The following is a 24956-nucleotide window of genomic DNA, read 5'->3' on the forward strand; positions in this document are numbered from 1 at the left end:
TTTCATGGCTGTATATGAAAATATAAAACAAGCAATCGGCCGGACCCCCCTTGTGAAAATAAACGAACACCCATTTAAAGATCGGGTTAATATATATGCCAAACTAGAGTATTTAAATCCAGGTGGTAGTGTAAAAGACCGATTAGGAAAAAAACTATTAGAAACGGCTATTAAAGAAAATAAAATATCACCGAACGGTACAATTATTGAACCGACAGCAGGGAATACCGGTATAGGATTAGCATTAGCTGCGATTCATACAAATATAAAAGTTATATTCGTTGTTCCAGAAAAGTTTAGTATTGAAAAACAAGTTTTAATGGAAGCTTTAGGGGCTAAAATTGTTCATACTCCAACGGAAAAAGGTATGGCTGGTGCAATTGAAAAGGCGAAGGAACTAGAAAAAGAAATTCCAGATTCCTATTGCCCTCTTCAGTTTGAAAATGAGGCAAATCCGTTAACATATTATGAAACACTTGCACCTGAAATAGATGAAGACTTAGATGGAAAAGTGGATATTTTTGTTGCTGGAGCTGGTAGTGGAGGGACTTTTACAGGCAGTGCCCGATATTTTAAAGAAAAAAATCCTGAAATTAAAACTGTCATTGTTGAACCAGAAGGGTCAATTATTAACGGTGGAACACCAGGACCTCATGATACAGAGGGGATTGGGATGGAATTTTTACCTCAGTTTATGAACAAAGAGCATTTTGATGAAATATATACCATTTTAGATAAAGATGCCTTTCACCAAGTAAAAGAATTGGCCCGCAATGAAGGAATGCTTGTCGGTAGCTCCTCTGGTTGTGCTTTTGCAGCTGCATTAAAAGAAGCCGCTAAAGCACCTGAAGGTACTAATATTGTTGTGGTCTTTCCCGATGGTAGTGAACGATATTTATCAAAAAATATTTATCATTATAAACAATAGTGTGAATAGGCACTAGCAAAAGTTTAGGAGGAAGAATGGTGCGTAAAAAAACGTTAATGATCCATGGTGGCATTTCAATAGATAAAAATACAGGAGCGGTCTCCATTCCAGTATCCCACGCGAGTACATTTAAACAAGATGGGATTGGGAATTTTAAATATGAATATGCACGGACGGGTAATCCAACTAGAGAAGCGTTAGAAGCATTAATTCGTGATATTGAAGGTGGAGTTGCCGGATTTGCTTTTAGTTCGGGTATGGCAGCAATCACTTCAGTATTTCAATTATTTACTAGCGGAGACCATATCGTTGCAACAGATGATGTATATGGTGGTACATTCCGCCTGGCAACAAAGGTATTGAGTAAGTTTAACATTGATGTAACATTTGTTGATACAAGTGATTTAAAAAATGTAGAAAATGCGATTAAACCGAATACGAAAGCAATCTTTGTTGAAACACCGACAAACCCATTATTAAAAATTACAGATTTAAAAGGTGTAAGTGAAATTGCTAAGTCTAAGGATGTATTATTAATTGTTGATAATACCTTTGCAACACCGTATTGGCAAAATCCTATAGAATTAGGTGCAGATATTGTCGTTCATAGTGCTACGAAATATTTAGGTGGACATAGTGATGTTGTTGCCGGTGTTGTCGCTGTAAATTCAGATAAATTAGCACAAGATTTACATTTCATTCAAAACTCTGTCGGCGCTGTTTTAGGACCGGATGATTCTTGGCTACTAATTCGTGGAATAAAAACTTTAGCACTACGGATGGAAGAAATTGAACAAAATACGAAACGTATAGCTGAATTTCTAGTAAATCATAAAGCTGTTTCTAAAGTATATTATCCAGGTTTAGAAACTCATCCGGGTCATAAACTTCATAAAACCCAATCCCGTGGCTTCGGTGGGATGATTAGCTTTGATGTAGGCAGTGCAGAAATAGCAGACGAGTTATTAAGTAAAATTAAAATATTTACATTAGCTGAAAGTTTAGGTGCAGTAGAAAGTTTAATTTCTGTACCTGCAAAAATGACCCATGCTTCCATTCCGAAAGAAAGAAGAGAAGAACTAGGTATTACTGACGGTTTAATCCGTATATCTGTCGGCTGTGAAGATGTAGAAGATTTAATAGAAGACTTAGACAATGCACTAAGTTAATAATAAATGGATATAATTAAGCATAAAAAATGACGAGTATTTTATTTACTCGTCATTTTTTGTTTGTATTATTTTATTAAAAAATTATTAAAATATAATAACCAGTTGCATAAAAATCACGAAATTTTTACATTATTATCCATTGTTTTACATCGAATTAAAAAATTTACATAAAACTTACAATTACACAATGGAAAATTTACATTAAATTAATATTCTTGTATAGGGTTCATAAATATCATGGGGGTTTTCAAACATGAATAAAATCAAAAAGTTTTCAATTTATTTAATAGCTCTAGCAATAACCGTATTGCTTTCGGCTTGTAGTGGGGGAGCAAATAATTCTAATAGTAGTTCGAATGATGGATATACATTATCAATCTCCGGTTCTACATCTGTCGGACCATTAGCTGAAAAATTAGCAGAACAATATGAACAAAAGGAAGAAATCAATATAGAAATTAATCAGATTGGGTCGTCTGCAGGTATAACAAACTCCATTAATGGTGTTTCAGAAATAGGAATGTCCTCTCGTGATTTAAAAGAAGAAGAAGTTGCGAGTGGTTTAACGGAAACGATTATTGCTTATGACGGAATTGTTGTTGTGACACATCCTAGTAATAAAGTAGACGATTTAACTATAGATGAAGTAAAACAAATATTTACTGGAAAAGTTACGAATTGGCAAGAGCTAGGTGGCGATGATCTAGAAATTGTTGTTGTTTCACGTGAAGATGGATCAGGTTCACGGGATGCATTCCAAGAAATCGTTGGCTACAGCTCAGGTGAATTAATAAAGAATTCGATAATTGCGAGTGGAAATGGAAATATAAAAAACACCGTAGCAACAAATAAACATGCTGTCGGTTTTATTTCTTTTGAATACGTGGATGATTCAGTTCAACCAATTAAAATTAACGGGGTAGAAGCAACACCAGAAAATGTGTTAAATCAAACATATGGCTTATCCCGCCCATTTTTATTTGTTTACAAAGATGAAAATTTGAGTGAAGAAGGTCAAGGATTTATTGACTTTATTTTAAGTTCCGATGGTCAACAAATTGTAGCAGAAGCAGGTATCATTCCATTGAAATAAAAGTCGAATCTAAAATTTTGAACAAAGTAATTTGTTGGAGGAGTATACATGTCAGATTCACCTATTGAAAAGTCAAATAAAAGAAAATATTTTTTAGAAAAACTATCCGGGAGATTTTTCCTGTTTTGTGCTTTAATTTCAGTTATAAGTTTAGCTTTAATTATCGGGTTTGTTTTCTTTAAAGGATTAACTCCATTTGTCGCAGATGGATATAGCTTCGTGGATTTCATTTTTGGGAATGATTGGGTACCAAGTGAAGATAAATTTGGAGTATTTCCGATGATTGTTGCTTCACTTTATGCAACGATTGGATCCTTAATTATCGGTGTACCGATTGGTCTATTTACGGCTGTATTTTTAGCGGAAATTGCACCTAAACCGATTGCGAAAATTTTATCTCCATCTGTACAGTTACTAGCAGGTATTCCGTCGGTATTATTCGGTGTATTTGGACTAGCTGTTATCGTTCCATTTTTACAAAACAACTTAGGTTTACCAAAAGGACAAAGCTTAATTGCTGTTATTATCGTTTTAGCAATTATGATGTTACCTACAATCGTTACAGTTTCGGAAACTGCAATTAGAGCTGTACCAAAATCATATCGAGAAGGCTCATTAGCGTTGGGGGTATCTGAGATTGGTACAATTTTTAAAGTTGTAATACCAGCAGCGAAATCTGGAATTATGGCAGCAATTGTATTAAGTATGGGTAGAGCGATTGGTGAGACAATGGCAGTTATTTTAGTTGCAGGTAACAGTTTAATTATCCCAACTTCATTAACGGATAGTGTTCGTCCTTTAACAACAAATATCGCTTTAGAAATGGGATATGCTGCAGGTACTCATCAGGAGATGTTATTTGCAACGGGAATTGTATTATTCTCCTTTATTTTAATTTTAAACTTTGTGTTAGCGAAAATTAGTGCGAAAGGTGGTCAATAAATTGAATAAGATAAAGGATCATCTTTTACGAGGTATTTTGTGGTTTTCTTCCTTACTAACTATTGTAATTTTAGTGACAATTATTGGTTACATATTTGTTAAAGGATATAAATTAATAAATTTTGATTTTATATTCGGGGATTACTCGCCTACAGGTGGTGGTGGAATTTGGCCGATGGTTGTTACGACCATTTATACAATAGTAATTTCTTTATTAATTGCTACACCAATTGGTATATTTGCAGCAGTTTATTTACAAGAATATGCAAAACAAGGACGACTCGTTCGTATCATTCGTTTTGCTACGGAAAGTTTAACAGGAATTCCATCTATTATTTACGGTTTGTTCGGTGCAGTTTTCTTCGTAGCAACACTAAATTTTGGTATGTCGATTATTGCGGCTTCATTAACGTTAACGATTATTATTTTACCCGTTGTAATTCGGACCACCGAAGAAGCACTAAAAACTGTTCCGCAAAGTTATCGTGAAGGTTCTTTAGCTCTTGGTACAACAAAATTACAAACATTGTTAAAAGTTATATTGCCAAGTGCAGTTCCAGGGATTTTGTCCGGTATCATTTTATCGATGGGAAGAATTATTGGTGAATCTGCAGCGATCTTTTTAACGGCAGGTACTGTAGCGGCTCTACCAGAAGGGATTTTCTCATCTGCAAGAACATTAACCGTACATTCCTATTTAGTTACGCAAGAGTCTGGTGATATTGAACTAGCATCTGCCATTGGTATTGTTTTAATTGTAATAATTTTAGTCCTAAATTTGACAGCGACATATATTTCGAAGAAACTAAATAAAGCTGATTAAAGAGGTGTAGTTAAATGAAAACGGCGATTAATCTATCTAATGATAGTTCTGTTCAGGCAGAAACAAATAAAAACGTGAAAATTAGTGTGAACAACTTTAATTTATTTTACGGGGAAAAACAGGCGCTTTATGATGTTTCCTTAGATATTTATGAAAAGGAAGTAACAGCATTAATCGGACCGTCTGGTTGCGGAAAATCAACATTTTTACGTTCGATTAATCGAATGAATGATTTGATTGATAATGTAAAAATTAGTGGTGATATTATTATAGATAATGAAAATATTTATCGTACAAATGATGTTATTAAATTAAGAACGAAAGTCGGGATGGTATTCCAGAAACCAAATTTATTCCCAATGAGTATTTATGATAATGTTGCCTACGGTCCACGTATGCACGGAATAAAAAATAAACAAGAATTAAATCAAATTGTAGAGGAAAGTTTACGTGGTGCAGCGATTTGGGATGAAGTTAAAGATCGATTAAAAACCTCTGCATTAGGACTTTCTGGTGGACAACAACAACGGGTTTGTATCGCTCGTGCAATTGCGATGAAACCAGAGGTGATTTTAATGGATGAGCCAACTTCAGCTCTTGACCCGATTTCAACTTTAAAAGTCGAAGAATTAGTTGGGAAAATGAAAAAGGATTATACAATTGTAATTGTTACACATAATATGCAACAAGCTGCCCGTGTATCAGATCGTACCGCGTTCTTTTTAAATGGTGAAGTTGTCGAATATGATAAAACAGATACAATCTTTTCTGTGCCAAAAGATAAACGAACTGAAGATTATATTACAGGTCGGTTCGGTTAAACATAAAAATGGGTTGTCCAATAAGTCAAAATGCCAACATTTTTAAGTAAAGTTGGCGGCGACTCTAGCGGGGATAAGCGTGAGTCTTGAGAGCCCGCAGGCGAGCTTGCGAGGCGAGGAGGCTCAAGCCACGCCCGCAGAAAGCGTCCGCCAACTGAACGACGTCTTAAATCAAAAGTGTTCGGAAAAGTGACTTTATGGACAACTCCATTTTTTTAATGGGAGTGAATAACAACTCTTCTTGCAACAATTATTATTGTTGTAGCGATTATAAGTAATACTACCGCAACACTCATAAAGGCTTCGTTTGGTGTTAATGTAAAAGCTCCAGTAATTGAAGAACCTAAGAAGGAACCAATTGAAATACAACCGTAAAAAATACCGAAGGCTGTACCTCGAATAGTTCTTGCAGAGTGTTTCGATACTAAGCCGGCCATTGATGGAAAGATTAATGCAAATCCGACACCGTAACAACTGATACCGACAAACAACATTGTTAAATCTTCAGCTAAATATAATAATGTGTCAGATGCTGCGACAACAATTAAACCTACTGGTAAAACATATTCATTATGAAATTTGTCATAAACACGGTTTGTTGGTAGTAAAAAGAAAAGTATGGCAACAATACCGAATGTACTTATTAAAATACCGGTTAAATGGTTTTCTATATTTAATGATGAAGCCTTTAGAGGTAACATATATGCTAATATTCCTTGTGATGCAGCAAATGCAATTGAACCGAAAAAGGCAATGAGTAAACCTTTATTTTTTAACAAAGCAAAAACATTTTTTACACTTGAATCAGTAGTTTTTACATCATCTTCTTGTTCCTTTTGTAAAGGTTTAATAAATAAAGAAATTACTAATCCAAGTACCATTAATCCACAAATAATCATGTATACTTCCGGTTGACCAAGTCTAGCTGAAACTATTCCACTATAAGTCGGACCACCAATTGCAGCTAAACCAACAGCAGCACCAGCATATGCCATTGTTCGCCCAGTGTTTTGTTGTTTGCTTTTATTATAAAGTGTAATATATGTGAATGCTGCGGGTGTAATAATTCCTGCACTTAAACCGTTTAAGAAACGAACGATTAATAATTGTTCTGGTGTTTGAACTAGAGTATATAAAAAAAGAATAATTGCATTAATTAAAAATCCTGCTACTAAAACCTTTTTTGGTCCATTTTTATCAACCAATAATCCGGAGAAGAGGTTACTTAATAAATTAGAAAAGGAGTAGGCTCCTACTATAAATCCGATGATACCAGTTGTCACATCTGCCCCTAAAGTTTCAGCATAAATACTGACAATCGGCAACTGTGCAAATAAATCGTTGAATGATATAAAAATTAATAAATATAGTAAAAATAGCACAAAATTTCCCTCTTTCTCATAATAGATGTAATAGTTACTTTTTTATCATATCCGCTTTAAAGTATAGCATTTTTTTAAAAGCTTTCTAAAGAAGAACATGAAAAAGCAACCTCAAAAAGGTTGCTTGACTAATGTTTGTCACATTCCAGAATTTACTTGCCAATGTTCAGCAATAAATTCATCTCTTCCTGACTTTTTCCGATCTTCTAAATATTCCTTTGGACTTCTTTTGTAAAAATCTTGATGATATTCTTCAGCTGGATAAAATGTTTTAGCAGGCAAAATCTCCGTAACAATTGGTTTGTTAAACTTACCACTATTTTCAAGTTCTGCCTTTGTTTTTTCCGCTAATCGTTTTTGTTCTTCCGTATGATAGAAAATTGCTGTTCGATACTGACTACCCCGATCATGGAATTGGCCATCTGGATCTGTCGGGTCGATTTGTTGCCAATAAATATTTAAAATTGTTTCATAGGAAAGTTTTGTAGGGTCATATGTAATTTGGACGACTTCATAATGTCCAGTCTTCCCAGTTTTAACTTGTTCGTAAGTCGGGTTTTCTACATGTCCACCGGAATAACCACTAATGACACTTTCTACTCCGTCCCATTGATCAAACGGTTTTACCATACACCAAAAACATCCACCAGCAAAAGTTGCTTTTTCTAAGTTAGCCAAATTAAATCAACTCCGATAATAGTCTTGTAAAAAAGGTTATTGTAAATTTTATCATGATTGGAAATATATGCAAGAAAAAGGGCTCTCTCGTAATTAAAAAAGTAATATAGAATAAATAAACATGTAAAAATCCATCCTAATAATGCATTTAATAAATGCTTAAAGGAGGATTTGATGAAACATATTCGTGCGTTAATAATAAAATTTATATTAATTACAGCGGTGTTACTAGTAACGTTAGGATTCTTGTATGGTGTTGATTTTGGCGAAATTTTAACGATCAGTGTAATTTTAACAATTACCGCTTATTTAATCGGTGACACGGTTATCCTTCCCCGATATGGTAATGTAGCAGCAACAGTAGCTGATTTTGGTTTGGCATATTTTGGTACTTGGTTAATTGGTGCGATGATTATAGAAGAACCAATCCGATTAGGTGTAGCAAGCTTTATTTCAGCATTATTCATTGCAATAGCAGAAGCGTTTTTCCATCGTTATTTAACTAAGTCAATTATAAAAAATGAAGATGAGAAAAAGGATTTAGACTATTTACGACCAAGCTATCAAACGGAATTTGCAGAAGAACTTAATCCAGATGTGAAACGTAAAAAAAATAATTTCACAAATGCAAATGAAAAATATACAACCGAGTTCGGCGAAGAAACCTATACAAACCTAACTACGAAATCGAGTTCAACGGCACATATTAATTACGATAAAACAAAAACGAACACCGAATTTGGTGAAGAAAATTATTCATTTACGAAGAATGGAACTAACACACCTAATAATAATAATGAAACCGAAAAATACAAAACAGAATTAGGTGAAGATTTTCCAGACTTTAAAAAGTCAGAAAAAATGACGAATGAAAAAATCGGCATGTCACCAAATGTAACAAGGGATCCTTCCTATTATTTAAGTGGTTTTGATTTTCAATCTGGCTATAATTTTGTTCCCGTTACAGAAAATCAAACAAGAAACGAAACGGCTAATGAAGATGAAAACCCAAATAGTGAAACATAAAGATAAAAGGCATATAGAGAATGTTCTCTATATGCCTTCTTTAATTTACGTATTTTATTTACTTACTGTTGGTTTTAATATGTTATTTAAATTTATATTACCGGCTTTATTCGTTAAATTATTAAACATTCGTTTAACTTTTTCATTGCCTTTTCCTTTCCTCATCGTATACGCGGCTGTTGCACCACCCGCAATACCAACTAAGCCTAGTATAGAAAGAAGCATTGTATTTCGCCGGTTTCTTCTACGCGGCATCATGCGCATTAATCTATTCATATTCATTTGTCTTATTAATCGCCTTGGCATGGACATAAAAATTTACACCTCTCTCTTTATAGTCGAAGAAAAGATTTTTCTTCTCTATTATTGTTTCTGAAATAAATGAAGGTATTCAAGGGAGTAAAATCAGTTATTGGTTTATTTCTCTTTAATATCTATATTTTAGTGAAAATCCATGTCTCAATTTGACAATTATGTTTAGGTATTTTTGACGAATACTACTTATATAAAGCTAAAAAAAGGAGCGTTTAAAACATGTTAACAAATCAACAAATAGATCAATTTAAGCAAACTTTAATAAATGAAAAGCAAGAAATCGAAAAAAGACTAAAAGGAAACGATCAATTCGGTTTAAATAAAGGACATGCCCATGAGTCTGTTGGAGAATTATCAAGTTATGATAACCACCCAGCCGATGAAGGAACAGAATTATTTGAAAGGCAAAAAGATGTCGCTTTAAACGAACATGAAGGTAATTATTTACAAAGCATTGAAAAAGCTTTACAGGCGATTGATGAAGGAACTTATGGTCGATGTGAAGTGTGCGGTAAAGAAATACCTTTTGAGCGATTAGAGGCTTTACCTACAACCACTTATTGTAAAGAACATTCTCCAGACCAAATTACCTCAAAGGATCGACCAGTTGAAGAGGAAGTTTTAATGCCACCTTATGGAAAATTTAATTTTGATGATTCTAAGGACGAAGGAATTACATTTGATGCAGAAGATGCTTGGCAGGAAGTTGCATCTTGGGGTACAAGTGACTCACCGCAAGATTTTATGAACCAGATTGAACATTACAACGATACAAATATTGAGTCCGATGAAAATTTAGGTTATGTGGAGGATTATGAAAATTTTAGTGCAGTTGATATATATGGGAAACCTGTAGAAGTTTATCCATCAAAACAACTTGAAAAATATGAAGAATTGTTAGATGAAGAGGGAATAATGACGACGTTTGGCGATTTACCTGGCTACGAAAAAGATCCTTATACAGAAGATGAATAAATCATTTGAAAAAGGTAGAAAAATTGTTTTATAAAAAATTTTATAAAAACTGTTGACAATTCCTATTTTTTTCCTTATACTTCAACTAACGATAACTTAATAAGTGAGTATTACTCTTATCAAGAGCGGTGGAGGGACTAGGCCCTATGAAACCCGGCAACCTTCAAACATTCGTGTTTGAAAAGGTGCCAAATCCTACAGGTTGGATGACCTGAGAGATAAGAGGAGGAAGCGAAAATTCAACCTCTTCTTATTGAAGAGGTTTTTTATTTTATACTCCTCTTCACTTCTCTAAACTGTTAAATACTCACAAAATCGTATTAATCATAATTTGAGGGGGAATTGTAAATGACGAACAATATTAAAGATGAAACAATTTTATTACATGCGGGACAAGAGGTGGATCCAACTACTGGTTCTAGAACTGTACCAATTTATCAAACGACATCTTATGTTTTTAAAGATGCTGATCATGCTGCTAATTTATTTGCATTAAAAGAAACAGGTAATATTTATACTCGTATTATGAACCCAACGGTCGATGCTTTTGAAAAACGTGTTGCAGCTCTAGAAGGTGGGGTAGCTGCCGTAGCAACTGCATCCGGATCCGCAGCAATTACGTACGCATTTTTAAACGTTGCTGGTGTTGGCGATGAAGTTGTAGCTGCATCTAACCTTTACGGTGGAACGTATAATTTGTTAGCTAATACGATTAAAAAGTTCGGTATTACAGTTAAATTTGTCGATGCTGATGATCCAGAAAACTTCCGTAAAGCAGTAACAGATAAAACGAGAGCATTTTTTGGTGAAATTATTGGAAACCCAAGTTTACAAGTGTTTGATGTAGAAGCAGTTGCTAAAGTTGCTAATGAAGTCGGTGTACCATTAATCATTGACAACACATTTGCACCTTATAGTGCAAAACCAATTAAATGGGGAGCACATGTAGTTGTTCATTCTGCTACAAAATTAATCGGTGGTCACGGAAACTCTATCGGTGGGGTAATCGTTGACGGTGGAAACTTCGACTGGACGAATCCTAAATTTACAGAATTTAACACACCAGATCCAGGGTACCACGGATTGAAATATGCAGATTTAGGTGAAGCTGCCTTTGCATTAAAGGTACGTGTCCAACTTTTACGTGACACTGGTGCGTGTTTAGCTCCGCAAAATGCGTTTTACTTCTTACAAGGACTTGAAACATTACACTTACGTTATGAAAGACATAGTGAAAACGCACTAAAAGTAGCAAATTACTTAAAAGATAATCCAAATGTTGAATGGGTAAACTATCCAGGACAAGAGGAAAATCCGTATTACGAATTAGCACAAAAATATTTACCAAAAGGTGCAGGTTCTATCGTAGTGTTCGGTGTAAAAGGTGGAAGAGAAGTAGGGCGAGAAGTTGTTAATAATGTAAAATTATTCTCTCATGTGGCAAACGTAGGAGATGCGAAATCATTAATAATTCATCCGGCTTCTACTACTCATTCTCAATTAAGTGCTGAAGAGTTAAAATTAACAGGCACTCCAGAGGAATTAGTTCGATTATCTGTAGGTATTGAGAATGTTGAAGATATAATTGAAGATCTTGACGAAGCAATTAAAAAAGCGGTAGAAGCAACTTCTGTCGTTAAAGGATAAAGGGAATTCTCACTAAATTTGGTCATGATGGGATTTAATCATAAATTTTGTCATGACCAAATTGTTTTACAATGTGTTTAATTCAAAGGAAGGTGTTAAGGTAATTGGGGAAAAAGGCAGCTATTTTAGGTTTTGGAACAGTTGGTCAGGGGATTTATGAAGGCATTCGCTCCCATCAAGAAAGAATTAAAAATGTATTAGGAACATCGGTAGAAATAGTAGCAATTTTAATCAGAGATCCACTAAAGCAAAGAAATATTGACTCCAATGTGCTTCTAACTAATAATATAGAAGATATTTTAGCGATTCCAGATTTAGACATTGTATTTGAAGCCATTGTCGGGAAGGAACCGTGTTTTTCATATTTAAAACAAATCATCAAAAAAGGCTGTCATGTTATAACAGCAAATAAAGCGATGTTTGCAACTCATGGAAAGGATTTGTTAAAGCTTGCAAACAAACATGGTGTCAAAGTGAGATATGAGGCTACGGTTGCCGGGGGAGTACCGATTATTGGCGCCTTGTCTCATTTGCTACAAGTTAATAATATTTATGAAGTACAAGGTATATTAAATGGTACATCTAATTATATTTTGACGGAAATGCGAAAAAATAATTATTCATTTGAAGAAGCTTTAACAAAAGCACAAGAGTTAGGTTATGCTGAGGCTGATCCTTCCAGCGATATTGAAGGATTTGACGCCTTTTATAAATTAAATATTTTAATTCGTACAGTAACCGGAACGAGTCCTGATTGGGATCAAATTGAGCGAGATGGTATCACGTCGATAACAGGCGAACAAATTGCTCTTGCTGAAAAATTAGGATTACGTTTTCGTCATGTGGCCTATTTTTCCAATTATCCAAATGAACAACCTCAATATTGGGTAAAACCCGTTTTAGTAGATATTCATCATCCGTTTTATTCGATTGATGGGGTCGATAATACCATTCATGTAAAAGGTTCCTTAGTAGGAGGGTTGACCTTTACCGGTCCAGGAGCTGGAAAATTTGCAACAGCTAGTGCAATGATTGAAGAATTGATACAAATTTATCAAATCAAAGACAACAAAAACGAAGAATCTGCGATTACATCTAAACCTTTACAAGCAAATGAGATTAAAACTTCTGAAGAAGAAAAACAATGGATTTTATTTAGTAAACAAGGAACAAGTATTAAAGATACTAACTTGTTATATAATGAAGAAATTGTGCTTGATCGATATACAATTTATTATGTGACGGCGACAGGTCATGAAATTAAACAAGTGTTAAACAACACCGACTTATTAGCTTATGAATTTATTGGAGAACAACCGTTAAATTGGAAAAATATCCAAGAGCAAAAATTACAAACGGTATAAATATGATTACTATTTTTATGAGGTGTATAAAAACACCTCATTTTTATGTTTAATTATAAAAAAAGCCTCTATTATTCAATGAGCATTAATTTAAAATTACCCTCATTTTTGATATGATAAATCATATATTTCGAGTGTCTAAATACATAATCTATCGATTTGGAGGATATTTCATGCAAAAAAGAGCCATTTCATTTTTAAAACCTTACAAAAAATACATGATTGTCGCATGGATGTTAATGCTTGTCGAATTAGCTGTTGAACTAACAGCACCCATCCTTATGGCTAAAATCATTGATGAAGGGGTATTAGTTCATAATATAGATCGAGTCATTTTGTGGGGATTTTGGCTACTAGTTATTACTTTTTTAGCGTTTGTGGCTGGAATTATCAATTCGTTTTTTGCAGCATATGTTAGTCAAAATTTTGGTTTTGATATTCGCAAAAATGTTTACAAAAAAATTCAAAACTTACCTTTTAGTCATATTTCTAAATATCCGACTGCCAATTTAATTACTAGATTAACGAATGATGTTACACAAATTCAACACACAACATTTATGATTATGCGTATTGCACTACGGGCACCTTTGTTAATCATATTTGGCACGGCTATGGCAATTATTGTTAACTGGAAAATTGCTTTAGTATTAATATTTATCATTCCAGTTCTTCTCGTATTTTTAGTTGTAATGATGCGAATCGCTTTTAAAAACTTTCAAGCTGTTCAAAAACGACTTGACCGAGTTAATCGAAGAGTACGTGAAAATTTAAAAGCGATGCGGATTGTAAAAGCATTTTATAGAAAGGATTCGGAAATTTCCCGTTTTATTGATGCCAATCATCAGTTGAAAGCACAAACGATGAAAACATTACGGATTATCGAATTAAATGCACCAATATTACTTTTTATTATGAATGTAGGTATTGTTTTAATTTTATGGTTCGGAAATATACAGTTACAAATTGGTGCAGCTGGTGCTGGTGCAGTGGTTGCGATTGTAAATTATGCAACGAGGATTACGGGTTCATTATCTAACTTATCGTGGATCATCATGTCCTTTGCAAGAGCGAAAGCATCCAATGATCGGATTAATGAAGTATTAATGATGGATGAAGAAGATTTAGTACAAAATAGCGAGAATACATTAAAAGGTAAAATTGAATTTAAGAATGTTTATTTCCGGTATGAGAATCACTCGAAAGATATAAATAAAAAGAGTAGATGGGTTTTAAAAAATATTAATTTTACTGTTAAACCTGGCCAGAAAGTTGCGGTCATGGGGGCAACAGGTTCTGGGAAAACGACAATTTTCCAATTAATTCCAAAACTGTTTGAACCTACTAGAGGAGAAGTTTTTATTGATGATAAAAATATTAAAAATTATAATTCCATACATCTTCGTAATCAAATCGGATATGTATCCCAAGAATCGCATTTGTTTTCCGGTACTATAAAAGAAAATATTGCTTGGGGGAAACAAGGGGCAACGAATGAAGAAATTATGAAGGCGGCAAAGGATGCACAAATACATGATTCTATTCTTCAATTTCCAAATCAATACGATACAGTGATTGGTCAAAAGGGCGTAAATTTATCCGGTGGTCAAAAACAGCGTCTAGCAATTGCCCGTGCCTTTGTACGTAATCCGAAAATTTTATTATTAGACGATAGTACTAGTGCCCTTGATATGGAAACGGAACGAAAACTTTTAGAAGTTCTAAATAAATATCACTGTACAACACTTATAATTACACAAAAGATTACTACAGCGAAACAATCAGACTCTATTTTGTTATTAGATGAAGGAGAAGTTATTGGGCAAGGTACACATGAAGAGCTTCTAAAAACTAGTCAATTGTATCAAAAGATTTATGCTTCACAGTCAGGAAAGGGGGTTAAAAGTAATGTCTAGAAGACATCATCGTAATGTAAATCCTGAGGATTTGAAATTAACTCGAAGTAAGTTTACAACGATTGGTAAACTGTGGAAAGAACTATCAAATAATCGAGGCCTCCTTTTCTTAGTGTTATTTTTAGTGTTAGTAAATACGATATTCGGTATTTTAGGTCCTTTTTTAATAGGTTATGCTATTGACCAATTCATCTATAAGCAAACATTATCTGGAATTATTCCATTGTTAATCGGATTAATAACGGTATACTTTTTTTATTCTTTAACTAGTTTTTTACAAAATTATTGGATGATCGGCATTGCGCAAGAAACGGTGTTTACCATGCGTACACGGATATTTACTCATTTGCAAAATTTACCTATTAGCTTTTTTGATAAAAGACAGCATGGAGAAATTATGAGTAGGGTAACGAATGATATGGATAATATCAGCTCTACCTTAAACAGTTCCGTAATTCAAATATTTTCAAGTGTGCTAACTTTGACAGGGACAATCATTTTTATGCTTTGGTTAAGTCCGCTATTAACAGCTATTACAATGACAATTGTTCCGCTTTTATATTTTGGTATGAAATGGATTACGAATCGAACGAGTAAGTATTTTAAAGAACAACAAAAACATTTAGGACTGTTAAACGGTTTTGTCGAAGAAACGATTTCTGGACAAAAAATTATTAAAAGTTATTCTCAAGAAGAGTTTGTTATTGACGAATTTTTACAAAAAAGTAATGCGTTAAAAAAAGCAGGTTTTTGGGCACAAACAATATCGGGCTTTATTCCAAAATTAATGAATATGTTAAACAACTTAAGTTACGCATTAATTGCCTTTGTTGGCGGAATGCTTGCCTTAAAGGGGGATCTTACAGTCGGTATCATTGTGACTTTTACAGAATACGCCAGACAGTTTACAAGGCCACTACATGATTTAGCGAACCAATATAATCAATTATTATCCGCAGTTGCAGGAGCAGAACGGGTTTATGAGGTATTAGAAGAAGAAAAAGAAGAAATCGATGAAATTCATGCAGCGCCAGTCGAGCGAGTGAAAGGTAATGTGGAATTTCAGAACGTTTCATTTTCCTACGGTCGAGATGAAAATACGATTAAAAATATTTGCTTTCAAGTAGAAAATGGTCAAACTGTCGCCTTAGTCGGTCCTACAGGAGCAGGGAAGTCAACAATTATCAATTTGTTAATGCGCTTTTATAAACCACAAAGTGGAACGATTTTAATTGATGGGAAAAATATCCAAACTATTACGAGGGAAAGTTTGCGCTCATTTTACGGGTTTGTTTTACAAGATGTCTATCTATTTGAAGGTACCTTTCGTGAAAATATTCGTTATGGAAAATTAGATGCGACGGATGAAGAAGTAGAAGAAGCTGCTAAAAAAGCGAATGCCCATTCATTTATTATGAAATTACCAAATGGTTACGATACAAAATTAACGGAAGATGGATCGGGTATTAGTCAAGGTCAAAAACAATTATTATCAGTCGCTCGGGCTATATTACGTAATCCATCCATTTTAATATTAGATGAAGCAATGAGCAATATAGATACGGTGACTGAAATAAAACTTCAAGAAGCTTTACAAAGATTGATGCAGAATCGTACGACATTTGTAATCGCTCATCGTCTTAATACAATTCAAAATGCCGATCAAATTCTTGTTGTTTACGAAGGTGAAATTGCCGAGCGAGGGACACATGAAACATTACTAAAGAAAAAAGGCTTATATTATCAAATGTATAAACAGAAAGAGAATACAATTGTTGTTTAAAAATTAGACAACATTATCTTAAATCGGATATTATAAGTTTGATAGTTTATTATTCATTTAGAAAGGAAGACATCACGTGTATTCTTTTTTAGGAACTATAGCAAAAATTATCCTAAATGTTTTCTGTCGGATAGAAGTACATAATCTAGATAAACTCCCGAAAGATAAAGGCTTTATTATTGCATGTAATCATATTAGTTGGGTTGATATTGTTGGGTTAGGTGTGGCAATACTACCAAAACAAATTCATTTTATGGCGAAAAAAGAACTGTTTGAAAAAAAATGGTCTAATAAATTTATTTCTAGTTTAAATGGATTCCCGGTCGACCGTGAAAATCCGGGACCAAGTAGTATAAAAACACCGGTAAAATTAATAAAAGAAGGTAAAATTGTCGGTATTTTTCCAAGTGGTACCCGCGATGGTGATGCCCCATTAAAACGGGGGGCAGTAACAATCGCTAATTTAGCAAAAGCTCAAATTGTACCTGCCGCTTACGTCGGACCAACATCGTTGAAAGAAATATTTTTAGGAAAAAAAATGCGTGTTATTTTGGGAGAGCCGATGGAAATTTCTGTAAGAGGTAAAGAGGCATTACTTGAAGCGACAGATGAACTATCTGAACGGATAAAACAATTAGAGAATGAAATTAAGATGAAATAAATAATAGTTTGGAAGACTATCCTTAGTTTTTGTTAAATTGGAGGATGGTCTTTTTCATTCTAAACTAGTGAGCAGGATAATTTTATCGAAAAGCCGAATAGTTTTAGCAGTAAATACTTTCAAAATACTAAACTAATAGAAAAGGAAGTGTCCATATATGGAACAATTTAAAGCATTAGTAGTAAATAAAACTGAATCTGGAACAAAATTAAACTATCAAACTTTAACGATTGATGAATTACCAGCAGGTGATGTCACAATTAGAGTACATTATTATAGTATTAATTATAAAGACGGCCTAGCAACAATACCGAACGGTGGGGTTATCCGGAACTATCCGATGGTCCCTGGAATTGATCTAGCAGGAACGGTTATAGATTCAAAAAATCCTAAGTTTAAAGAAGGAGACGAAGTGTTAGTTACCGGTTATGAAATTGGAGTTAGTCATTTTGGAGGCTATAGTGAGGTTGCTCGTGTTCCAGCTGAGTGGGTTGTACCACTTCCAAAAGGCTTATCATTAAAAGAAGCAATGGTAATTGGTACTGCAGGGTTTACTGCTGCACTTTCCATCCATCGTCTAGAAGAAAATGGTATAAAACGAGAAAACGGTCCGGTTTTAGTCACTGGAGCAACAGGTGGCGTTGGTTCCAGTGCGGTTAGCATGTTGAAAAAGATTGGTTACACTGTTACTGCAAGTTCTAGAAAACAAAGTGAACATGATTTTTTAAAGGAAATAGGTGCAGATGAAGTTATATCGCCGGACGAATTAACAAATCCAAAAAATAAAGTATTACTAAAACAAAAATGGCAAGCAGCGGTTGACCCAGTTGCTGGTGAATATTTACCAATCATTCTTGCCTCTATACAATATGGAGGTTCAGTTGCAGTTAGTGGCTTAACTGCAGGTAACAAATTTACATCCACTGTTTTTCCATTTATTTTAAGAGGCGTTAATTTATTAGGTATTGATTCCGTATATTGTCCAATGGAAACCCGTTTGCAAATATGGGAACGACTCGCAGGAGAGATGAAACCTGATCAACTACTAGATACAATTGCAACTAAGGTTTCCTTTGAAGAAATTCCAATAGTAACTAAGAAAATATTAGCCGGAGAACTAAAGGGAAGAAATATTGTTGTGTTTTAGGTTTGAGAAATAAAAATAGGAAAAAATTCAAAAAATTATTGACACATTTTACGTTATAGTGGTATGATTTTTTTGATGAATAATTCTAAAATTTCGGAAGGAGGTTATGAACATGAAAAATTTAACAATTTTTGTTCGCAATAACAATTTAAAAATCCATGGTCATAACCTGCCTTCTTTATTCGTATAATACGATTTTTCTATAGTAGTTTAAAATCGTGTAGACGCAGGGAGTGACCATACTTTCTGCGTCTTTTTACGTATTATAGGCACCGAATTCCCGTAAAGGGACGTATGGTGCCTTTTTGTCGTTAATTAGGTGAAATCAGGTTTTCCTGTTTCATATATAATATCCCTCGAATTAAAAAATGAGGAAAAAACAAAAAGGAGAGATGCTTGATGCAAGTAAAAATGACTTTACTTCTAATCAAAATAAAGGACCTAGATCCTGATTAGTGCGATTATTGTTCAAAATTGAATAGAGGAGTGACAACATGTTTAGTGTGTTCAAAAAATTAAGTTGGTTTTTTAAAGCAGAATGGAAACGATATACAGTGGCAATTTTTTGCCTAATCATTGCAAATATTTTAGAAATTTTACCACCGATGATTATCGGATTAGCGATTGATGCTATTTTCTTAGGTACATTAACGAGTGATAGATTTATTCTTTATATCGGTCTATTACTTGGTACCGCTATTATGAACTATTTAATTTCTTATAAATGGCAATACAATTTATTCGGAGGAGCTTTTGTCGTTGAAAAATCACTACGTTCGAAATTAATGAATCATTTTCTAAAAATGACACCGACTTTTTATGAGAAAAATCGAACCGGTGATTTAATGGCAAGGGCTACAAATGATTTAAAGTCTATTTCCGAAACAGCTGGATTTGGAATTTTAACATTAATTGACTCAACTTTATATATGTTTACGATCATTTTTGCCATGGGGATTCTCGTCTCATGGGAGCTAACACTTGTAAGTATTTTACCTTTACCAATTTTAGCAATTACGATGAAAATATTAGGTGATAAAATTCATCAATACTACACCGTTGCCCAAGATGCTTTCGGTGACATGAATGACCGAGTTTTAGAATCCGTTTCAGGTGTTCGTGTCGTAAGAGCGTATAATCAAGAACGAGCTGAAGAAAAGTTATTCGAAAATATGACTGAAGATGTTTATCAAAAAAATATAAAGGTAGAAAAGATTGACGGATTCTTTTTTCCAATCTCACGGATTACGACCGGTATGAGTTATTGTATTGGTTTAGCCTTTGGAACGTACTTAGTTTTTCAACAAAAAATTACTTTAGGGGACTTAGTTTCCTTTAATGTCTACCTCGGGATGCTCGTTTGGCCGATGTATGCAATTGGAGAATTGATTAATATTATGCAACGGGGTAATGCTTCGTTAGACCGGGTTCAGGAAACATTAGATTATAATGAAGATGTTCCAGATGCTAATATTGCGCAAATGCGTGATCAACTAAACAACATTTACTTTAATAATTACGATTTCCAATACCCACAATCGCAAAGGAAAAATTTACAAAATATATCACTCCGTATTAATAAAGGAGACACGATAGGGATTGTTGGTAAAACTGGTAGTGGAAAAACAACGGTTATAAAACAGCTTTTGAGAGAGTATCCGTTAGGTTTAGGCGAGCTACTTGTATCAGATGAGCAAATTGATCAATTAAAGAAAGAAAATATTTTACAAAAAATTGGCTATGTTCCTCAAGAACCGTTTCTTTTCTCAAGAACAATTCGCGAAAACATTTTATTTGGAAAAGAAGATGCAACAGAAGAAGAATTGCAAAAGGCAATTCAATTAGCAGACTTTGAAAAAGATTTAGTAATGTTGAAAGATGGTCTAGATACGTTAGTAGGAGAAAAAGGTGTAGCATTATCTGGTGGTCAAAAGCAGAGAATTTCCATTGCCCGCGCATTAATTAAAGACCCTGAGCTACTTATTTTAGATGACGCTCTTTCAGCGGTTGACGGTAAAACAGAAGCGAAAATTATTACTAATTTAAGGAAAGAACGGGAAGGAAAAACAACAATTATTACTACCCATCGTCTTTCAGCTGTTGAAAATGCGCAATGGATTATTGTTTTAGAAGACGGAAAAATTATTGAAGAAGGAACCCATAAAGACCTTCTCAAAATGAATGGTTGGTACAAAGAACAATATGACAGACAACAAATGGAACCAGTTCATGAGGAGGTGGGATCATGACCGGAAAACGATTATTTCAATATGCATTAAAGATGAAAGGTACTATCATTATAGCATTGTTCTTATTAACGATTGCGGTCGTGGCTGAAGTGTTAAGTCCATTAGTTGCGAAAAATGTCATCGACAATCATATACTTGGCATTGAAGATCATTGGGTTGAAACAGAAGATAGCGACAAATCCGTTGAATTTGCAGAAAAATATTATACAAGAGCGACTTATGTCGAAGAAGAAAAACCGGAAATTTCAGCCACGATACTCCAAAGTGGTCGGAGTTTTTACTTTATAGATGAGGAAGTCTCGTTAGAAGGGAAGCGCTCCATTGAAAATGGTATCATGACAATCACCTATGATGGGAAAATCGAATCTTATGAAGCTAGGAAACTTACAATCGCCGAAACGATGAATTTTTACAATCCAGAAATACCTACGATTGTTAAGTTGATCGTTATATACTTTGGTTTATTTGTTATTGCAGGTGTGTTCCGTTATGGACAATATGTTCTTTTACAAGTGGCAGCGAACCGAATCATCCAAAAGATGCGGAATGCATTATTTAAGAAAACACAAACTTTACCAATTTCCTATTTTGATAATGTACCCGCTGGTAAAATCGTTGCCCGAATTACAAATGATACAGAAGCAATTCGCGATTTATATGTAGCCGTGTTATCAAACTTTTTCACTGGTTTCGTATATTTAATCGGGATTTATACAGTAATGTTTATTTTAGATGCACGACTAGCAGTTGCCTTTACATTATTAATTCCAATTGTCATCGTATGGATGTTTATTTACCGAAAGTTTGCAGCGAAATACAATCATGTCATTCGTTCAAAAAATAGTGAAATTAACGCGATGATCAATGAAACAATTCAAGGTTTACCAATTATTCAAGCTTTCGGTCGACAAAACAAAACAGCATCAGAATTTGAACATTTAAATAATACTCATTTTGAATATCAAAATAAGTTGCTCGTGTTAAATTCCTTATCTTCGGGTAATTTAGTTGGTACATTACAAACGATAGTATTTGTAATATTCATTTGGTACTTTGGTGGAGCTTATTTAAGTGGTGAACTAGCGGTCACAATAGGTGTACTCTATGCGTTTGTAGACTATATCATTCGTTTATTTAACCCGATTTACAATATTGTAAACCAATTTGCTAACTTAGAGCGAGCGATGGTAGCAGGAGAACGAGTATTTAAACTGTTAGATGAACCAGGTATCCCTGTAAGTGATGAAAAAATGAAACGGTACCAAGGAAATGTTAGTTTCCGTAATGTGTATTTTGGTTATAAAGAAGGGGAATACGTTTTAAAAGATATTAATATAGAAGCCAAACACGGTGAGACTATTGCCTTTGTTGGGCATACCGGATCTGGTAAAAGTTCGTTAATGAATTTATTGTTCCGTTTTTATGATGTGAATAAAGGGGAAATTTTAATTGATGGGAAAAACATACAAGACATCCCACATCAAACATTACGGGACCATATGGCGATTGTCCTGCAAGACCCATATTTGTTTACCGGAACTATTTACTCAAATATTTCCTTAAACGATCCGAGAATTACTAGAGAAAAAGCAGAAGCAGCTTTAAAAGCTGTCGGAGCTGACCGTGTGTTGCGTCATTTAGAAAAAGGGTTAGATGAACCGGTCATTGAAAAAGGAAGTACGTTATCCTCTGGTGAACGTCAATTAATTTCCTTTGCAAGGGCACTTGCATTTAATCCGGCAATCCTTATCTTAGATGAAGCAACATCAAATATTGATACAGAAACGGAAAATATCATTCAACATGCGATGGATGTGTTAAAACAAGGTCGAACAACATTTATCATTGCCCACCGACTGTCTACGATTAAAAATGCGGATCAAATATATGTATTAGACAAAGGTAGCATTGTTGAACAAGGTACCCATGATCAGTTAATGGAAAGAAAAGGGAAATATTTCCAAATGTATCAATTACAACAAGGAAATCTCATTAATCAAGTAAGTTAAAAATTTAACTGGGACATTCCTAATCGTCTATTTGATGGAAGGGATGTCCCTTTAATTATTAAGTATAAAATGCACGTAATTTAATATTCGATTTAATTGAATTAAAGTTATATTTATGCGAAATTAATATGTAAGATAAAAGGATTTTGTAAAAAAGTAAAACGATGTAATTGTATTAATTTTCCACCACCGTTTTTTTCGAATTGACATAAATGATAATAATTTTTGAAAGGATGTAAACATGGAGTTAAAAAGTATTTTTAATAAAATAGAAAACCGTCAAGCAACGGTAATGGGCGAAAAACATTTTCGTACTTATGGTATTTTAGTTCCACTAATTATGAAAAATGATGAAATACATATATTATTCGAGGTCCGCTCTGAAGAATTACGCAGTCAACCAGGGGAAATTTGTTTTCCAGGTGGAAGATATGAAAAAAATGATCAAACAGTGAAAGTTACTGCAATTCGAGAAACGGCAGAGGAACTGGGAATTAAGCAAGATCAAATAACTCAAGTATATCAATTAGATTATTTAATCCAATCGATGGAAAGAAGAATGATTTTCCCGTTCGTCGGTTTCATTGATGCAGATAAAATTCATCCAAACCCAGCAGAGGTCAGTGAAGTTTTTACTGTTCCTCTAGAGTATTTCCGCCATACTGAACCAGATATTTATCCTCTACAATTTCAAATTGCAGATAACAAAGAGTTCCCTTTTCATTTAATACCAGGTGGCAAAAACTATCCATTTCGCATGAGAGCAATCCAAGAATATTTTTATATATATGAGGGTTACTGTATTTGGGGATTAACAGCAAAAATATTGAATCATTTTCTTTCGATTGTGTTTGATAAAAATTAACAGATGCAGGTTGTATAATTTTGGCAAATGTGCTTAAATTATCACATGCACATAATTAGGAAGTACATTATTTATTCTTCCAAAAACTTAAGGAGTGTCCAAATAAATGAAAGTAAAAATTAATAAAAATGCTGCAAAAGTAATTAAAAAAGAGCTTGAAAAAGAAGAAAATCAAGGTAAGAACCTACGAGTATATGTAACTCATTTACACGGAGATCATGCTCATTACGCAATTTCATATGATACACCGAAAGAAAATGATGAAATCGTTAAAACTGATAAAGATATCGACGTTTTATTAGAATCCGGTAATGAATGGTTAGACGGAATTTGGATTCAATACTTCTATGTTCCTGAAGAAGGATTTGTTATTACAAACCCATCTAAAGGCCATGCACATCATCATTAATAATAACAACAAGAGGGGGGTACCCCTCTTTATTTATTTTCTCGACCAGTATTCGTATATTAAATTATAATAATGTTATGTGAAAGACTATTATAAGTTTTTGGAGGAGTCATGGCAAAACAAAAATATTATGTTGTTTGGGAAGGTAGACAAAAGGGCATCTTTACAACTTGGAATGAGTGTAAGGTAAGTGTAGAAGGTGTAAAAGGTGCAAAATATAAGTCATTTACGTCAAAAGCTGAAGCGGAAGTAGCCTTCGAATTAGGGTGGAAAAAATTTTACCAACAGCAAAATGCCAAACAAAAATTTGAAAAAAATAAAAATAGGCATGATTTTATTGAAGAAAGTATTTCAGTAGATGCTGCATGCAGTGGCAACCCAGGATTAATGGAGTATCAAGGAGTATATACTAAAACAGGGGAAAAATTATTTCATTATGGACCGATTATCGGAACAAATAATATTGGTGAATTTTTAGCCATCATTCATGGATTAGCTTATTTGAAGGAGAGGAATTTGCAAATTCCGATTTATTCAGATTCACAAACTGCAATTAAATGGGTGAAAATGAAAAAAGCGAATACAACACTTGCATTAACAGATGACACTAAAAAGGTGTGGGAGCTAATTAAGCGTGGAGAATCATGGCTTGAAAATAATTCATACACAAATGAAATTTTAAAATGGGAAACCGAATGGTGGGGCGAAAATAAAGCGGATTTTGGTAGGAAATAAAATATGTTTTGGTAAT

22 protein-coding genes and 1 riboswitch are annotated in these 24956 nt (G+C 33.9%); of the genes, 19 read left to right on the plus strand and 3 right to left on the minus strand.

The window, feature by feature from the left end:
• Nucleotides 1-4 precede the first annotated feature (4 nt).
• The 6 genes from GW534_RS03525 to pstB all read left to right on the plus strand — a co-directional run bounded on the left by GW534_RS03525 (nt 5) and on the right by pstB (nt 5779).
• Nucleotides 5-928, plus strand: coding sequence for a PLP-dependent cysteine synthase family protein (locus GW534_RS03525; protein ID WP_161919672.1), 924 nt, complete (start codon nt 5-7; stop codon nt 926-928).
• Nucleotides 929-966: 38 nt separating this feature from the next.
• Nucleotides 967-2097: a bifunctional cystathionine gamma-lyase/homocysteine desulfhydrase gene (locus GW534_RS03530; protein WP_161919673.1), complete on the plus strand. Its 1131-nt coding sequence runs from the start codon at nt 967-969 to the stop codon at nt 2095-2097.
• 256 nt (nt 2098-2353) lie between these two features.
• Nucleotides 2354-3193 (plus strand): phosphate ABC transporter substrate-binding protein, encoded by an 840-nt coding sequence (locus tag GW534_RS03535; protein ID WP_161919674.1) that lies wholly within the window; start codon nt 2354-2356, stop codon nt 3191-3193.
• 48 nt (nt 3194-3241) lie between these two features.
• A complete protein-coding gene (pstC, locus tag GW534_RS03540; RefSeq protein ID WP_161919675.1) occupies nt 3242-4135 on the plus strand; it encodes a phosphate ABC transporter permease subunit PstC in 894 nt (297 codons plus the stop codon).
• 1 nt (nt 4136) lies between these two features.
• Nucleotides 4137-4958, plus strand: a complete 822-nt coding sequence (pstA, locus tag GW534_RS03545) for a phosphate ABC transporter permease PstA (RefSeq protein WP_161919676.1) — start codon at nt 4137-4139, stop codon at nt 4956-4958.
• Between the two features lie 14 nt (nt 4959-4972).
• The gene (gene pstB / locus GW534_RS03550; protein WP_161919677.1) at nt 4973-5779 is read left to right on the plus strand and encodes a phosphate ABC transporter ATP-binding protein PstB; all 807 of its coding nucleotides are present in this window, start codon (nt 4973-4975) and stop codon (nt 5777-5779) included.
• Between the two features lie 215 nt (nt 5780-5994).
• Here pstB and GW534_RS03555 read toward each other — a convergent pair whose 3' ends face one another.
• Together GW534_RS03555 and msrA are read right to left on the minus strand one after the other, a co-directional pair.
• Nucleotides 5995-7188, minus strand: a complete 1194-nt coding sequence (locus tag GW534_RS03555) for an MFS transporter (RefSeq protein WP_312854626.1) — start codon at nt 7186-7188, stop codon at nt 5995-5997.
• 111 nt (nt 7189-7299) lie between these two features.
• Entirely contained in the window at nt 7300-7839 is a 540-nt protein-coding gene (gene msrA / locus GW534_RS03560; RefSeq protein ID WP_161919679.1) for a peptide-methionine (S)-S-oxide reductase MsrA, read from the minus strand.
• A 174-nt stretch (nt 7840-8013) separates the two neighbouring features.
• On the opposite strand from msrA, the gene GW534_RS03565 reads away from it, so the two are divergent.
• On the plus strand, nt 8014-8865 hold the full coding sequence (locus tag GW534_RS03565) for a YndM family protein (RefSeq protein WP_161919680.1): 852 nt from the start codon (nt 8014-8016) through the stop codon (nt 8863-8865).
• A gap of 54 nt (nt 8866-8919) precedes the next feature.
• Here GW534_RS03565 and GW534_RS03570 read toward each other — a convergent pair whose 3' ends face one another.
• Nucleotides 8920-9177, minus strand: coding sequence for a hypothetical protein (locus GW534_RS03570; protein WP_161919681.1), 258 nt, complete (start codon nt 9175-9177; stop codon nt 8920-8922).
• Between the two features lie 222 nt (nt 9178-9399).
• Here GW534_RS03570 and GW534_RS03575 point away from each other — a divergent pair, with 222 nt between their 5' ends.
• The 12 genes from GW534_RS03575 to GW534_RS03630 all read left to right on the plus strand — a co-directional run bounded on the left by GW534_RS03575 (nt 9400) and on the right by GW534_RS03630 (nt 24940).
• The gene (locus GW534_RS03575) at nt 9400-10155 is read left to right on the plus strand and encodes a yteA family sporulation protein (protein ID WP_161919682.1); all 756 of its coding nucleotides are present in this window, start codon (nt 9400-9402) and stop codon (nt 10153-10155) included.
• A gap of 113 nt (nt 10156-10268) precedes the next feature.
• A riboswitch (SAM riboswitch) is annotated at nt 10269-10380 on the plus strand.
• Nucleotides 10381-10503: 123 nt separating this feature from the next.
• Nucleotides 10504-11802 (plus strand): O-acetylhomoserine aminocarboxypropyltransferase/cysteine synthase family protein, encoded by a 1299-nt coding sequence (locus tag GW534_RS03580; RefSeq protein WP_161919683.1) that lies wholly within the window; start codon nt 10504-10506, stop codon nt 11800-11802.
• A gap of 104 nt (nt 11803-11906) precedes the next feature.
• Complete coding sequence (locus GW534_RS03585) at nt 11907-13166, plus strand: homoserine dehydrogenase (protein WP_246203896.1); 1260 nt, start codon at nt 11907-11909, stop codon at nt 13164-13166.
• 173 nt (nt 13167-13339) lie between these two features.
• On the plus strand, nt 13340-15082 hold the full coding sequence (locus tag GW534_RS03590; RefSeq protein WP_161919684.1) for an ABC transporter ATP-binding protein: 1743 nt from the start codon (nt 13340-13342) through the stop codon (nt 15080-15082).
• Nucleotides 15075-16865, plus strand: a complete 1791-nt coding sequence (locus tag GW534_RS03595) for an ABC transporter ATP-binding protein (protein WP_202630813.1) — start codon at nt 15075-15077, stop codon at nt 16863-16865. The genes GW534_RS03590 and GW534_RS03595 overlap by 8 nt, the downstream gene beginning before the upstream one ends.
• Before the next feature lie 76 nt (nt 16866-16941).
• On the plus strand, nt 16942-17526 hold the full coding sequence (locus GW534_RS03600; protein ID WP_161919686.1) for a lysophospholipid acyltransferase family protein: 585 nt from the start codon (nt 16942-16944) through the stop codon (nt 17524-17526).
• A gap of 157 nt (nt 17527-17683) precedes the next feature.
• Complete coding sequence (locus GW534_RS03605; RefSeq protein WP_161919687.1) at nt 17684-18673, plus strand: NADPH:quinone oxidoreductase family protein; 990 nt, start codon at nt 17684-17686, stop codon at nt 18671-18673.
• A gap of 494 nt (nt 18674-19167) precedes the next feature.
• Complete coding sequence (locus tag GW534_RS03610) at nt 19168-20922, plus strand: ABC transporter ATP-binding protein (RefSeq protein WP_161919688.1); 1755 nt, start codon at nt 19168-19170, stop codon at nt 20920-20922.
• Nucleotides 20919-22931, plus strand: coding sequence for an ABC transporter ATP-binding protein (locus GW534_RS03615; protein ID WP_202630814.1), 2013 nt, complete (start codon nt 20919-20921; stop codon nt 22929-22931). Before GW534_RS03610 ends, GW534_RS03615 begins: the two co-directional genes overlap by 4 nt.
• A 241-nt stretch (nt 22932-23172) precedes the next feature.
• Nucleotides 23173-23796, plus strand: coding sequence for an NUDIX hydrolase (locus GW534_RS03620; protein ID WP_161919689.1), 624 nt, complete (start codon nt 23173-23175; stop codon nt 23794-23796).
• A 106-nt stretch (nt 23797-23902) separates the two neighbouring features.
• Entirely contained in the window at nt 23903-24205 is a 303-nt protein-coding gene (locus GW534_RS03625) for an iron-sulfur cluster assembly accessory protein (protein ID WP_161919690.1), read from the plus strand.
• A gap of 111 nt (nt 24206-24316) precedes the next feature.
• Nucleotides 24317-24940, plus strand: a complete 624-nt coding sequence (locus tag GW534_RS03630; protein WP_161919691.1) for a ribonuclease H1 domain-containing protein — start codon at nt 24317-24319, stop codon at nt 24938-24940.
• Nucleotides 24941-24956 lie beyond the last annotated feature (16 nt).

Origin of the sequence: Pallidibacillus pasinlerensis (assembly GCF_009996845.1) — a bacterium.
In the GTDB taxonomy this organism is placed as follows: Bacteria; Bacillota; Bacilli; order Bacillales; family Caldibacillaceae; genus Pallidibacillus; species Pallidibacillus pasinlerensis.